The sequence below is a fragment of the Streptomyces fildesensis genome (assembly GCF_016107395.1).
In the GTDB taxonomy this organism is placed as follows: Bacteria; Actinomycetota; Actinomycetes; order Streptomycetales; family Streptomycetaceae; genus Actinacidiphila; species Actinacidiphila fildesensis.
Map to the genome: position 1 here is coordinate 138,802 of NZ_JAAIKO010000015.1, position 13,315 is coordinate 152,116.

General features: G+C 69.1%; 15 protein-coding genes. 2 read left to right on the plus strand and 13 right to left on the minus strand.

Annotated elements, in window-relative coordinates; genetic code table 11:
* Positions 1-60 precede the first annotated feature (60 nt).
* From C6N31_RS21440 to C6N31_RS21455, 4 genes are all read right to left on the minus strand, one after another.
* Positions 61-1,461 (minus strand): ABC transporter substrate-binding protein, encoded by a 1,401-nt coding sequence (locus C6N31_RS21440; protein WP_138353769.1) that lies wholly within the window; start codon positions 1,459-1,461, stop codon positions 61-63.
* A 253-nt stretch (positions 1,462-1,714) separates the two neighbouring features.
* Complete coding sequence (locus tag C6N31_RS21445) at positions 1,715-2,764, minus strand: LacI family DNA-binding transcriptional regulator (RefSeq protein ID WP_138353768.1); 1,050 nt, start codon at positions 2,762-2,764, stop codon at positions 1,715-1,717.
* 114 nt (positions 2,765-2,878) lie between these two features.
* A complete protein-coding gene (locus tag C6N31_RS21450) occupies positions 2,879-4,492 on the minus strand; it encodes a multicopper oxidase family protein (protein ID WP_138353767.1) in 1,614 nt (537 codons plus the stop codon).
* A gap of 91 nt (positions 4,493-4,583) precedes the next feature.
* Positions 4,584-4,988, minus strand: coding sequence for a DUF6153 family protein (locus tag C6N31_RS21455; RefSeq protein WP_138353766.1), 405 nt, complete (start codon positions 4,986-4,988; stop codon positions 4,584-4,586).
* A gap of 274 nt (positions 4,989-5,262) precedes the next feature.
* Between C6N31_RS21455 and glnA2 the strand changes: the two genes are divergently transcribed.
* Positions 5,263-6,624 (plus strand): gamma-glutamylpolyamine synthetase GlnA2, encoded by a 1,362-nt coding sequence (glnA2, locus tag C6N31_RS21460; RefSeq protein ID WP_138353765.1) that lies wholly within the window; start codon positions 5,263-5,265, stop codon positions 6,622-6,624.
* Between the two features lie 74 nt (positions 6,625-6,698).
* On the opposite strand, the gene C6N31_RS21465 is transcribed toward glnA2, so the two are convergent.
* The 5 genes from C6N31_RS21465 to C6N31_RS21485 form a co-directional block, all read right to left on the minus strand.
* Complete coding sequence (locus tag C6N31_RS21465; RefSeq protein WP_198357983.1) at positions 6,699-7,964, minus strand: tyrosine-type recombinase/integrase; 1,266 nt, start codon at positions 7,962-7,964, stop codon at positions 6,699-6,701.
* Between the two features lie 73 nt (positions 7,965-8,037).
* Positions 8,038-8,274 carry a helix-turn-helix transcriptional regulator gene (locus tag C6N31_RS21470; RefSeq protein WP_198357984.1) on the minus strand — a complete coding sequence of 79 codons (237 nt, stop codon included), beginning with the start codon at positions 8,272-8,274 and terminating at the stop codon, positions 8,038-8,040.
* Between the two features lie 186 nt (positions 8,275-8,460).
* Complete coding sequence (locus tag C6N31_RS21475) at positions 8,461-9,630, minus strand: DUF3631 domain-containing protein (RefSeq protein WP_198357985.1); 1,170 nt, start codon at positions 9,628-9,630, stop codon at positions 8,461-8,463.
* Entirely contained in the window at positions 9,627-10,007 is a 381-nt protein-coding gene (locus tag C6N31_RS21480) for a hypothetical protein (RefSeq protein ID WP_198357986.1), read from the minus strand. Before C6N31_RS21480 ends, C6N31_RS21475 begins: the two co-directional genes overlap by 4 nt.
* On the minus strand, positions 10,004-10,918 hold the full coding sequence (locus C6N31_RS21485) for a bifunctional DNA primase/polymerase (protein ID WP_198357987.1): 915 nt from the start codon (positions 10,916-10,918) through the stop codon (positions 10,004-10,006). The genes C6N31_RS21480 and C6N31_RS21485 overlap by 4 nt, the downstream gene beginning before the upstream one ends.
* 159 nt (positions 10,919-11,077) lie before the next feature.
* On the opposite strand from C6N31_RS21485, the gene C6N31_RS21490 reads away from it, so the two are divergent.
* Positions 11,078-11,236, plus strand: coding sequence for a hypothetical protein (locus tag C6N31_RS21490; protein ID WP_198357988.1), 159 nt, complete (start codon positions 11,078-11,080; stop codon positions 11,234-11,236).
* 123 nt (positions 11,237-11,359) lie between these two features.
* Here the strand turns inward: C6N31_RS21490 and C6N31_RS21495 are convergent, their stop codons facing one another.
* From C6N31_RS21495 to C6N31_RS21510, 4 genes are all read right to left on the minus strand, one after another.
* A complete protein-coding gene (locus tag C6N31_RS21495) occupies positions 11,360-12,037 on the minus strand; it encodes a class I SAM-dependent methyltransferase (RefSeq protein WP_198357989.1) in 678 nt (225 codons plus the stop codon).
* 83 nt (positions 12,038-12,120) lie between these two features.
* Entirely contained in the window at positions 12,121-12,483 is a 363-nt protein-coding gene (locus tag C6N31_RS21500) for a hypothetical protein (protein WP_198357990.1), read from the minus strand.
* Position 12,484: 1 nt separating this feature from the next.
* Positions 12,485-13,093, minus strand: coding sequence for a hypothetical protein (locus C6N31_RS21505; RefSeq protein WP_198357991.1), 609 nt, complete (start codon positions 13,091-13,093; stop codon positions 12,485-12,487).
* Between the two features lie 16 nt (positions 13,094-13,109).
* Positions 13,110-13,315 (minus strand): hypothetical protein (locus C6N31_RS21510; protein WP_232485480.1); only part of this gene is annotated, 206 nt, incomplete at its 5' end.

Here is a 13,315-nt window from a genome sequence, read left to right on the forward strand (position 1 = left end):
GGTTCAGCGGAAGATCGCCGCAGCGCGGGGCCGGCCGGTGGGCCGGCCCGCGCGCCCCCTCTACTGGCTGGCGGCCAGCAACGTGTTGACCTGCGTCTCAGCGGTGGTGAGGAGCTTGCCGATGTCGGCGTTCTTGTTGGTCAGCGCACCCGACATCGCGTTGTCCAGGACCGTGTAGATCTTCTGGGCGTTCGGCGGCTCGGGCTTCACCGGGACCTGGGCGGCCACGTAGGTGGCGAAGTTCTCGACCGGTACGGTCGCGCTCGCGGTCTTGGTGGAGGTGTCCTTGTCCTTCGACGCGCCGGTGAAGAAGAACGGCTGCGGCAGTCCGACCGGGATGCCGTCGGTCTTGTTGCGGGCGTAGTTGAACTGGCCCTTCTCCAAGGTCAGGAACTTGAAGTTGACCCAGGCGATGCCGGCCTTGATCTGGTCGGGCGTGGACGACTTCTTGAACATGTAGTCGGCGCCGCCGAACAGCGAGGTCTTGCCGCCCGGGATCGGCGCCATGCCGAGGTCCTCGAACTTGGCCTGGTACTGCTGGACGACGAGCGGGATGTCGTCAGGAGCACCGACGTACATACCGACCTTGCTGGTGCCCATGGCCTTCTGGACGTCGCCCCACGCGAGTCCGGGGGTCGCGGGCAGGCTGTTGTCGGTGAAGCGCATGTCATGCAGGGTCTGCAGGAGGGTCTTGCTCTCGTCCGTGTTGAAGGCGGCCTTCTTGCCGTCCTCGGAGGTCACCTGGCCGCCGAGCCCGTAGAGCTCCGAGGTGAAGTGCCAACCGCCCTGGTTGCCGCCGGCGTTCTCGATGAAGCCGTGGATGCCCTGGCTGCCCAGCTTGTCCTGGATCGTCTTGGCCGCGGCCCGCACGCCTTCCCAGGTGGTCGGGGGCTTGTTGGGGTCGAGACCGGCCTGGGTGAAGATCTTGCGGTTGTAGATCAGGCCCATCTGGTAGTTCGAGGTGGGCAGGCCGTACAGCTTGCCGCCGTCCTTCAGCACGTTCATGACGTTGGGGTCGATGTCGTTGAGGTTCGGGACGGTCTCCGGCGTGACGTACGGAGTGATGTCAGCGGCTTGACCCGCGTCCAGAACCTGGTCCTTGTCGGTCATGTACGTGTAGAAGGTGTCTGTTTGCGTTCCGCCCTTCATCATGGCCGTGAACTTCGCCGGATCCTCGCATGGGAATCCGTCCTTGCCGTTCACCGTGACGTTCGGGTAGAGCACCTTGAACGCGGCTATGTCGTCGAGCCACTGCTTGCGCTCGGCCGCCTTGGTGGTGGGCGGCATGCAGTCGACGCTGATGGTGACCTTGGTGCTGGGATCCAGCTTGGCGCTCGCGCCCTTGTCACCTGAACCGGGGTCCTTGGCCGTGTCCTTGCTGTCGGAACATGCCGCGGCGGTCATGCCGACGCCGGCGACCAGCACGATGGCCACCAGCGTCCGGTAGCGGTTTGTCTTCATTGATCAACCCTTCCCCTGAACCACTGCGCGACGATGCTCCGCGCTCTGAGATCTGCGAACCCTGCGCGGTTGCGTGGCGCGGGGTGTGCGCCGCCGTCTCGGGTGGGCTCAAGGTACTGAACCCGATAGATGTCCGCAAGATTTCGCGCGAAGCTCGCAAAGACACGACTTGATTACGAAGCCGTTTCCCAGTCAGTGGTGTCGGGGAGGGTTGCCAACGAGATTGCCAACGACCGCCGGAGCCGGACCGGCCCTACCTGCTGGTCGCTTCCACCCCCGGCTGCTGGGGCTGCGCGGCCCGCGGCGCGGGGCCCGTGGAGCCGCGTACGACGAGCTCGGGCTCGAAGAGCAGCTCGTCGTGGTCGACCGGAGTGCCGCTGATCTGACCGCTGAGCAGGTCGACGGCGGCCCGTCCCATGGCTTCGATGGGCTGGCGCACGGTGGTGAGCGGCGGATCGATGCAATTCATGAACATCGAGTCGTCGTAGCCGATGACCGAGAAGTCCTGGGGCACCGACAGCCCGCGGCGGCGGGCGGACCGGATGGCGCCCAGCGCGATCGGGTCGCTCGCGCAGATGACGGCGGTGACGCCGCGCTGGATCAGCCGGCTGGCCGCGGCCTGCCCGCCCTCCAGGGTGAACAGCGCGTGTTCGACGGCGGTGTCCGGGAGTTCGCCGCCGCGCTGCCCGATCCAGCGGCGGGCCGCGGCGAGCTTGCGCCGCGACGGAACGTGGTCGGGCGGGCCCAGGATCAGGCCGATCCGCTCATGGCCGAGCGACGCGAGATGGGTCATCCCCTGTTCCACGGCGACCGCGTCGTCGCAGGACACCCTCGGGAAGTCGAGATCGTCGATGGCGGCGTTCATCAGCACGGTGGGCAGATTGCGCTCGGCGAGCCGGGCGTAGTGCTCGTGCGACGACTCGGCCTGGGCGTACAGACCGCCGAAGAAGATCGCCCCGGAGACGTGCTGCTGCAGCAGCAACTCCACGTAGTCGGCCTCCGACACCCCGCCGACGGTCTGGGTGCAGAGCACGGGCGTGAACCCCTGCTGTGCCAGGGCGCCGCCCACCACCTCGGCGAAGGCCGGGAAGATCGGATTGGAAAGCTCCGGGAGAACGAGCCCGACAAGCCGGGCACGCTCCCCGCGCAGCTGGGTCGGTCGTTCGTAACCGAGCACATCGAGTGCGGTCAGCACTGCGGCTCTGGTCGCATCGGAGACTCCGGGCTTCCCGTTCAGCACTCGGCTGACGGTCGCCTCGCTCACCCCGACCTTCTTTGCCACCGTGGCAAGTCGTCGTGTCATGACGTCAACTCTAGTACAGGTTTCGCAAGTTTCTTGCGGGAAATTTGCGCCAATCCTGCAAGGTTCCGCGTCCGGCCCGGTGTCCGGGGGATCACCCCGGACACCGGTGATCCGTTACTGGCGGTAGCCGAGGACCGCCATCATGCCCGCCTCCGCGTGGTAGACGTTGTGGCAGTGGATCATCCACAGTCCTGGATTGTCCGCGTCGAGATCGACGCTGAGTGTCCGTCCGGGCAGCACGATAGCGGTGTCCTTGCGGGCGCCGCCGCCGGTCAGCGAAAAGGTGTGCCCGTGCAGATGCAGGGGATGCCACATCCGGGTGTTGTTCGCGAGCGTCAGCCGGACCCGTTCGCCCTGCCGCACGTCATGGCGGACCGCCGGATCGTAAGCCGCCCCTTCGAAGGCCCAGTTGTAGTTGGCCATGCTGCCGGTCAGCCGCAGCTCGACCGTGCGGTCCGGCGTCCGGCCTGGGTCCGGCAGGGCCACCGAAGGGTCGGGCCGCAGATCGCCGGCCTGGAGGAGCCGCCCGGACAGTTCCTGCGGGCGGTCGGCGGCGGTCGGCGCCGTTCCACCGCCGGTGCGCAGCACGTCCAGCGCCGCCGCGTCCTTCCCCTCCGCGAGGGCGACCAGCGGGAAGACCCCGTCACCCGCCGTGACCAGCACGTCGTACCGTTCGCCCATGCCGATCAGCAGCGCGTCGGTCGCGGCGTGCACGACGGGGTAACCGTCGGTGTGCGTGATGGTCATCCGGTGCCCGCCGAGCGCGACGCGGAAGGCGGTGTCGCCGCCCGCGTTGACGAAACGGATCCGGATCCGGTCGCCGGGCTTGGCGGTGAAGCCGCGCGGGGCTTGCGGGGCGCGCCCGTTGACGAGGTAGTACGGGTACTTCACATCGCCCGGGTCGCCGCCGAGCAGATCGCTGGTGGCGCCCGTCAGCATGCGGCTGGGTCCGGCCGGGGCGGCCGGGTCCTGGCTCGCCGGGCCGTCCATTCCTTCCATGCCGTCCATGCCGGAGTGGTCCGTCCCGCTCCGGCCACTGCTGCCGGCGGCCGCCGTGCTCGCGCTCTTGGTGAGCTCGGCGAGGACCGCGTCCGGGGTGCTGCCGTCGACCCCGTCCACCCAGTCGTCCAGGACGACGACCCACTCCTTGTCGTACTGCAGCGGCTCCTTCGGGTCCTCGACGATGAGCGGCGCGTACAGCCCGCGGTCCAGCTGAACGCCGGTGTGCGGATGGAACCAGTACGTGCCCGGCCGGGCGACCGCGAAGCGGTACGCGTAGTCGGCGCCGGCCTTGATGGCGGGCTGGGTCAGCCCCGGTACCCCGTCCATGTCGTTGCGCAGGGCGAGGCCGTGCCAGTGCGCGGACGTGGCCTGCGGCAGATGGTTGGCGAGCGTCGCGGACAGGGTGCCGCCCGCCATCACCCGGATCTCCTTGCCGGGCAGTTCGCCGTCGTACGTCCAGGTCCTGACCGTGGGCCCGCCGAGGTCCACGACGCCTTCGACGGCGGTCAGCCGGACCTCGCTGACCGGTCCGTCCCCGGCGCGCGCCTTCTCCGCGGCGACGACCTCGGGGCCGTCGGGCGCGAGGTATCCGTCTCCCGCGGACTGGGAGTTGCCGTGTCCGGGATGCCCTGACGACGCGGATCCGCCGGAACAGGCGGCGAGCAGGCCGCCTCCGGCGACCGCGATTCCCGCGCCGAGCACGGCGCGGCGGTGGTAGGTACGCATGCTGAATACACCTCATGGGTGTCGATGGATGGGCAGGACGGACCGCGTGACCGTCCCCGGGGTACAGGCCCCGGGGCGGCCGGGCGGCGTCCTATATGCGCAGCACCGGCAGACGGGAGAGGGGTATGCGTGGGGGCGGTGGCCACGGCCACCGCCCCCGGGGGAGCAGGGAGCGGGCCGCCGCGACGGAGCCGGCCGGCGGGCCGGCCGGCAGGCCGAGGGCGGCGAGCAGGACGACGACGGCGGTGCCGAGCACGGCCAGGCAGAGCGTCAGCGGGCTCGTGTCGTGAGCGGGCCGGTGCGCGGGCGCCGGCCCGTGCCGGTCGGCGCCCTCATGCGCCATTCCCATCGCATCAGGGGAGGCGCCATGCTGGGAGGCCCGGTCCACGGCGGCGGGCCGCGTCTCCTCATGGCCGCCGCCCGCCGGATGGCCCACCGTGTGCATGGCAAAAATCCCGAGGAGGAGAGCGGCGAACAGGAGCATCCGGCGCGTCATCGCATACCCCTCTCCGGTATCGGAACCTGACAGGACCCTACACAAGCGCACCGACAACCGGGCGTTGGTCGCCACAGGTGTCCGACGGATCACCGGCGCCCGTTACGCAGGGCGCAAAACAGCAGGCAGTATGGGCACAGCAGTACGCCCCCACCGGCTCGTGCGTTCGGACGAGGTCCGAAACGTGCCAGAAACCGTGTGGTGGGATGCTCATGTGCCCCGAGGTGCCCCGCGGCGCGGGAGCAGGCAGCCTGATCAGCGAGGATGGGTGGAAATGGATAAGCAGCAGGAGTTCGTGCTCCGTACGCTCGAAGAGCGCGACATCCGCTTCGTACGGCTGTGGTTCACCGACGTGCTCGGCTATCTGAAGTCGGTCGCCGTCGCCCCCGCCGAACTGGAGCAGGCCTTCGACGAGGGCATCGGCTTCGACGGCTCGGCGATCGAGGGGTTCGCCCGGGTCTACGAGTCGGACATGATCGCCAAGCCCGACCCCAGCACGTTCCAGATCCTGCCGTGGCGTGCCGAGGGCCCCGGGACCGCGCGGATGTTCTGCGACATCCTCATGCCGGACGGCTCGCCCTCGTACGCCGACCCGCGCTATGTCCTCAAGCGCGCACTGGCCAAGACCTCCGACCTCGGGTTCACCTTCTACACCCACCCCGAGATCGAGTTCTTCCTGCTCAAGGACAAGCCGCTCGACGGCAGCATCCCCACCCCGGCCGACAACTCCGGCTACTTCGACCACACTCCGCAGAACGTCGGCATGGACTTCCGCCGCCAGGCGATCACCATGCTGGAGTCGATGGGCATCTCGGTGGAGTTCTCCCACCACGAGGGCGCGCCCGGCCAGCAGGAGATCGACCTCCGCTACGCCGACGCGCTGTCCACCGCCGACAACGTCATGACGTTCCGGCTGGTGATGAAGCAGGTCGCGCTGGAGCAGGGCGTGCACGCGACCTTCATGCCCAAGCCGTTCTCGGACTTCCCCGGCTCGGGCATGCACACCCACCTCTCCCTCTTCGAGGGCGACCGCAACGCGTTCTACGAGTCCGGCTCGGAGTTCCAGCTCTCCAAGGTCGGCCGCTCCTTCATCGCGGGGCTGCTCAAGCACGCCGGCGAGATCTCCGCCGTCACCAACCAGTGGGTGAACTCCTACAAGCGCATCTGGGGCGGCTCGCAGCGCACCGCGGGCGCCGGCGGCGAGGCCCCCTCGTACATCTGCTGGGGCCACAACAACCGGTCCGCGCTCATCCGCGTCCCGATGTACAAGCCCGGCAAGACCGGCTCCACCCGCGTCGAGGTCCGCTCCATCGACTCCGGCGCCAACCCCTACCTCGCCTACGCGGTCCTGCTCGCCGCCGGCCTGAAGGGCATCCAGGAGGGCTACGAGCTCCCGCCCGGCGCCGACGACGACGTCTGGGCCCTCTCCGACGCCGAACGCCGCGCCCTGGGTATCGAGCCCCTCCCGCAGAACCTGGGCGAGGCCATCACCCTCATGGAGCGCAGCGAACTGGTCGCGGAAACGCTCGGCGAGCACGTCTTCGACTTCTTCCTGCGCAACAAGAAGCAGGAGTGGGAGGAGTACCGCTCCGAGGTGACGGCGTTCGAGCTGCGCAAGAACCTGCCGAACCTGTAGGCGCAGGTCAGGGCGGTTTCTGCGCTGTAACGACGACCGGGCCAGCGGCGCTCTGCCGCTGGCCCGGAGTCGTCTCACAGCCCCTGGGCCGTCCCTGGGCCGTCCGGCACGGATCCGGTGGCTTCGTAGACGCTGTCGACGGCCTTCCGGGTCCGCCCCTCGCTGCTGGGCATCAGGTGCGTGTACACCCGGAGCGTGAAACCCGGATCGCTGTGTCCGAGGTAGTGGCTGAGCGCCTTCACGTTCTCGCCGGCGTCCAGCAGAACCGACGCGTAGAAGTGCCTGAGAGCGTGCATGCCGTGCTCGCGGGCGGCTTCGTGGGATTCGCCCTTCTCCGGTACCGGGATCACTCCTGCCGAGACGAGGGCGGGTTTCCACATCCGGGTGTTGAAGTCGTTGCGCCTGACCGCGCCCCCGTCCGTCCTGGAGAACAGGAGCCGCTTCGTCAGGGGCGGACCGTCCGGCGTGAGCCACGGGAGCGTGACCGCGACGGGCGGAAAGCGATCCGCGTGAGCCTTGAGCACCTGCCCCACACGCTCGGGTAGAGGCACGTCACGTTCCTTGCCACGCTTCGGCGGCGCGAACACCAGCTTTCCGTTGATCAGCTTCACCTGATAGCCCACGTGCAGCCAGCCCGTGCGGAAACCGACTTCATCGACCGGGAGCCCGAAGATTTCCCCTTGCCGCAGCCCGCACCCGCCCCCAAGGTCCGTCATCGCCTGAAAGCGGCCCGGCAATCCGGCGCGAACAGCGAACAGCCGATCGGCCGCCCACGGGGTTACCCGCGGGGCGGTCGATTGCGGTGCCCGGACGGATTTCGCGCGGCACGGATTCTTCGGCAGATGTCCGTCATCCACGGCCGCGGAGAGCACAGCCGAGACGCTGCTGAAGATGACACGGCGATAGGACGCGACAGGGAGTGCGCTCTCCAGCCTGCTCAGCCACTCGCGGATGTGCTCCGGCAGGAAGGATCCGAGTGGGCGTGACCCGATGTACGGAAAGGCATGCAGGCGGAGTTGCACCTCCACCACCGTGCGGGTGGTCATATCCGTGGCCTGCGACGCGATCCACTTCTCCCCGTACTGCTGGAAGGTTGTTCGGCCGGCAGCCGGGTCGATGTACTGCCCGCGCGACATGTCCGCTTCGATCCGCGCGAGCCACTGCTCCGCCTGCCGCTTCTGCTTGTCGGGGAAGGATTGACTCTTCTCGGTCCCGTCCGGGCCGACGTAGCGGGCCCGGTAGCGGAGCCCGATGCCGAATCGGTCGCTCTTTACACGGCGGGGGATTCCCTGCGCGTCTTTCTCGGTTTTGTACCAGCGGTCTTGGATGTGGCCAGCCACGTAGGGCTCCTTGGGGCGTGACGGGCCAGGGGCACGACCAGTGTGGATCGTGCCCCTGGCGTTTGGGGTGAGGTCAGGCGGCGTCTGTGGCGCTCTGCTGGGCGACCCAGGCTTGGACGACAGCGGGGTCCCAGCGCAGGTGTCTGCCAACCCGGAATCCGGGCGGGCCGGTACCCGTCTTGCGCCAGGTGTAGAGGGTCTCCGCGCTGTCGAGCTCGAACAGTGCCAAGAGGTCATCGGGGGTGAGATAGCGGTCCGGGAGACCGGAGCGCAGGGTGGTGCGTGGATCGCTGATCTTGGGCCTTGCCATGAGCGGTGTCTCCTCGGGCTGGGTCCGCTTCCGGGCAGGGGGTCGGGGCCCCTCTCTCAGGTCCGCTACATCCGCTACGCCGCTACATTGCAGGTCAGCAGCATGATTTTTGTAGCGGACGGGTCCGATGTAGCGGCTACGCCCGTTGAGCGGGCGGGGACGTAGCCGCTACATCGGTAGTTGCCGCTACAGATTCAGGGGCTCTGACCTGGGATGTAGCGGCGTAGCGGATGTAGCGGCCGTGGGGGGAGGGCAGTAGCGGGTCCAGGCGTCTTCCAGGTCTTTGGCGAAGAAGCCTTTGAGGACGCCGCCGCTGGTGCGGATGTTGCGGGAGGCGACGGGGTCGTTGTCGGCGGTCATGTACTCGCCGAGCATTTTCGACAGCCGCCGGTTGTCGAGCGGCTTGCCGTGAAGGTCCGCCCACGGGGCGTCATCGAGGGCGTTGAGCCGGTCGAGAATGGCGATGGTGGGCAACCGGTCAATACCGATCAGGACGTGGTCCCGCAGATCGGTGAGCAGGCGAATACCGAGACTGCCCTTGTCGTTGGCTTGCGAGGCTTTGACGAGAGAGACGCAGGCTTCCCGCGCCCGCTCCGGCCAGTCGCCCCCGGCGGCGTCCGCGATGGCCAGCAGCCCTTCCCACACGTCGGCGGGACGATCGCTGACCCCCTCGGGCATCTCGGGCCAAGCCCCCATCACCCAGCCGCGCGCCTGCTCCGCCCAGTCGGCAAGACGGTCGCGCAGCGCGTGGCCTTCCTGCTCGTGCAGGCGGGCGCGGAAGGGCTCTACCTTCTCGTTCCTGGCCCGCCGGCGCATGCGGATGATGACCGAGCGGTCCAGGATCGTGTCCGGCAACGAGCCCAGACCCGCGACCGCGACCGCGGTATAGGACGGGAAGGGCGTCACGGTCTGACTGTCGCCGACACACCGGTAGGTGACGCCGGTGCGGCGGTGCCCGGCATTGAGGAATCCTCGCAACTCCTCGTTGTCACCAGCCTTGGGGCCAAAGACAGTGTCGATCTCGTCGAACAGGATCGTGGGCCGCCCGTCCGGCCCGGACACCGCCCGGAACAGGGCTGCTGCGGAGGCGTTCACCGCGACCATGGGACGCGGCACGAGGGTTTCCACGATCTCCAGCGCCCGCGACTTGCCCGACCCCGGTTCGGGGGACAGGAACGCGATACGCGGGGTGGAGTCGAAGCAGTCCAGCAGGTGCGCGTGAGCGTCCCATAGGGCCACGGCGACGTACGCCGATTCGGTGGGGAAGATGTTGAAGCGCCGGTGGAAGGCTTCTACCTCGTTGAGCAGAGCCGCACCGTCGATGGCGTCGGTGGTCTGTTGCGTAGTGCTGGTCATGCGGCGTCCCTCGCATCCGAGTCAACGGCTTGGGGGTTGATGAGGGTGCAGGCGGCTTGGTGCCGCTTGTGGGCGAGGATCAGTTGTTCGGTGTTCGCCCGGCCGACGGCCTGTCGCTGGTAGCCGCATTCGCACCACGACCGCCCGGACGGAATGGCCTTCCAATACGGCGGGGCGACGACGTGCAGCACAGCAACCACCCGCCGGCGGGGGTCCCGTCCGGTGTGCGACTCAGGGAGAACAGCAGTGCGGACGCCTTCGGCGACGACTGTCAGCGCCCCACTGCCGGATAGGGCGTGGGCCGGTTCGGCGGGGCCGGGCTGGTCGGGGGTGGTGGTGAGGCTTTTCAGGACGGGGTGGGGTCCGGGGGCGGTCATGCCGTCTCCCGGGGCCGGGCAGTGCGCAGGGAGTAGTTCAGTGCGCTGGCGATCGTGGTCCGGCACTCGGCAGCGGTGAGTCCCGCCACCTCGCCCGCGGCCTGAAAAGCCGCTTCTACGTCCGCGCGGTCGATGTCGCGCCAGGCGACGAACCGTCCGATGCGAATTACCGAAGCCAGCAACTCCCGGTTACGCGCCCCGATTGCGGTGCGCCCGGCCACCGCTGCGGCTTCCCGTTCAAGCGCGACCGCCGCGCACCGCGTGGCGTTGCGGACGGGTACGAGCCGGAACGGGCCCGCAGGAAGCACCCGCGGGGTCGTCAGGGCGGTTTGGAGCCATTCGGGTAGCTTTGCAACGGGGGCGTCGCACAGGACCGTGTACGGGCCCGCAGGGGTGATGCTGCCGGGGGCCACGACTTGCCCGCCCCATGCTCGTGTATCGATCTTGGGTGCGAGAGTGCCGGCGGTGCTGCCCAGCCGCATCCCGTCGGGGGCGGTGAAGTACAGGTGCTGGCCACTGCTCGCGGTCCGAATGCGGCGGGTGGTGGGGACGGGCTGCCCGGCGCGCTCGCAGAGCGCCAGAAAGGATTCCGCGCCGTCAGGCGTGCCCTTCTCGCCTTGGGGCTTGAGCGTGTCGAGATCCACGACCACCAGCCCGGCCGGGCCGGTGGCGATCCCGACGTTGAACGGGCCCGCGCTCCAGCACCGTTGGATGCGGTCGGGGTCAGTGGTGGCGCGTTGCTCGAACTTGCGGTGCCCGTCGGGTCCGGCGCAGTCCCCGGTGCGGGGGCAGCGTGCCTCGCCGTGCAGCGCGGGGGATTTACCGCCGGGGCGCAGCGGGATGACGGGCCAACCGCGGTGGGCGGCGGTCAGTGCTGCTGATAGCAGCGCGGAGGTGTGTGGATGGGTCATGCTGGGTGGTCTCCAGTTCCTTACTGGGGTGCTGGTGCCGGGACGGCCGCGGTTCTTTGGCGAGATGCGACGGCCGTCCCGGGGTAGCTGAGGTCAGCGACGGGGGCGGGCATGGGAGAGCGTGGTTTCTTACGGATCTTGCTGCGGAACGCGTTGTGGGTGGCGTTCAGTACGGGGGTGCTGGCCGGCGTGTGGTCGCTGCTCTTTCGCCAGTGGCCGTGGGCGTGGGCCTGGGTCTCCTTCGGGGTCTACGTCGTCGGCATGGTGCTGGCGATGACCGTGATGCAGTGGCGGATCACGCGCAGGGTCAAGCGGTAGGGCGTTTCGTGCTGGGGTACATGCGGCTCTAGTCGGCGTGACGGGGCGAGCAGATGCCGGGTGACGTGGGGATGCAGCGCCCGCGGACGCTCCGGCACCGCGTGCAGGCACGGCGGACGCGCATCATGCGGCGGCCCTGCCTTCGTAGGCCAGGAACTGCCGGGCGATGTGGTGGGTGTAGGCGGGTGGGATGCATTCGCGGATGCCGTCGCGGTTCATCCACGGCACGCCCATGACGCGGCGGGCGCGGTCGACGCCGGAGAAGTTCCCGACGAACTGCCCGTACCAGCCTTCCGGGACGGGGCGGCCCATCTTGGCCTGCGGGGCGGTGTGGGCCGCGTGCAGCGGCGGCGTGAGAGTGAAGCCGCCGCCGGTTTCGAAGAACCGGTGCCGGTAGGTCTCCAGCCCGAACATCGCCCCGCACAGCATCACGGGGTCCCGGAGTTTGGCGGCGGCGCCCCGTACGTTCTCGATCACCCAGGGGCGGCCGGTGGCCTGCAGAGCGGCGCGCGTGGGGGCGATCAGGTCGGGGTGGTCCCGGCCTTGGATGCGCTGGCAGTCGGTGTCGTGCTGGCAGGGCGGGGAGGCGTGGATGAAGTCGAAGTCCGCGCCGAACTGCCTGATGAAGGCGATGGCGTCGCCCTGGTGGAACGTGAGCGGGTAGCGGGGCTGGGCGTCCTTGTCGACGCCCGTGACGTTGAACCCGGCCAGGTCGTAGCCGGTACCGGCGCCGCCCTGGCAGCAGAACGCATCCAGCAGACGCGGACGCCAGGGGATCCGTAAGCGGGGAACGTGATTCATGCTGGGGGTACTCCTGTCCTGTGCAATTGGGTCGGAGCCGGGGCGGACGATGTCTTGGCGGATGGCGTCCGCCCCGGGCGCATTCAGTTGTCGGTGTCGCCGGTGTAGCCGATGGGCGAGAGCGCGTTGTGGGCCTGGTCGAGGGCGTCGGCGAGCATGCCGGCGTAGCGGGAGGCTTCGGCCAGCGCGGCCACTGCCTCGCCTACGTGATCGGCCACCTGCCCGTAGTCGGCGGTCAGGGTGCCATCGGCGTGCAGGCGGTTCAGGGCGCGGCTGGTCTGGTCGAAGGACTGCGGCAGCCTTTGCGCCATGACCTTGAACGCGGCGACGCTGTGATACGCCTGCACGGGATAGAGCGCGTTCCCCGGGAAGGTGGCGTGGTTGAACGTGCGGACCGCTTCGGCAGCGGTGTGCGCGCTGTCCTTCGGTGGGCGGGTTGCGGCCATGTCAGTGCTCCCGGCTGGTGTTGGTGGCGGGCAGTTCCGGTAGTCCCGAGCGGGTGAGGGCGGCAGGGTCGAAGCCGGGCAGGGTGGCGCGGGCGGTGAGGGCTGCGGCGAGCGCGGTGGCGTAGGCGCCTCCGGCTTGTGCGCTTTCGACCTGGGCGCGGGCCCGGATGACTTCCACGGTCTCGATGTGCCGGTGGTCCTCATGCCGTTCAACGGTGCGCCGGTCGTAGGCGACGGATTCGCGGCGGTCGGTGCGCCAGTACCGGGCTGCCAGCGCGTAGGCCAGCACCGTGGCGACAGCCCACAGCAGTAGCGGCAGCGGCAATCCGTCGGCGTACGCGGCGACGCCGGCGAACGCGAGCGTTCCGGATGCGGCGAACGCGGTTCCGGCGAGCGTGCTGTCACCGTTGCGGCCGGACGCGGCGGACCCGCCCGCGATGGCCGCACCGGTGGCCAGGATGCCCATGAGCCACGCGTCACCGACGCTGTGTTCTGCCCCGTTGGCGTTCCAGATGCGGGCCAGGATCAGCACGGTTGACGTGGCGATGGCCGGGGCGGCTTTCGGCAGGGCCGCCAGGATGCGGCGCCCTGTCGTGGTGTGCTCGTGCATCGGTTCTCCGTTCCGGTCAGGGGTGCCACTGGGCGATGGTGTGGGCGGTGCCGTCGATGGCGTGGTTGATGGGTCCGGATGCTCCGGTGGAGGCGAGGAGGAACCCGAACATCACGGCGACGAAGCAGACCCCGGCCTTGATGGAGCCGACCTTGAGCAGGAAGGCCAGCAGGGCGCCGAACAGCAGGACGAGGGAGACGGTTACGACCACGGGCGGGACTC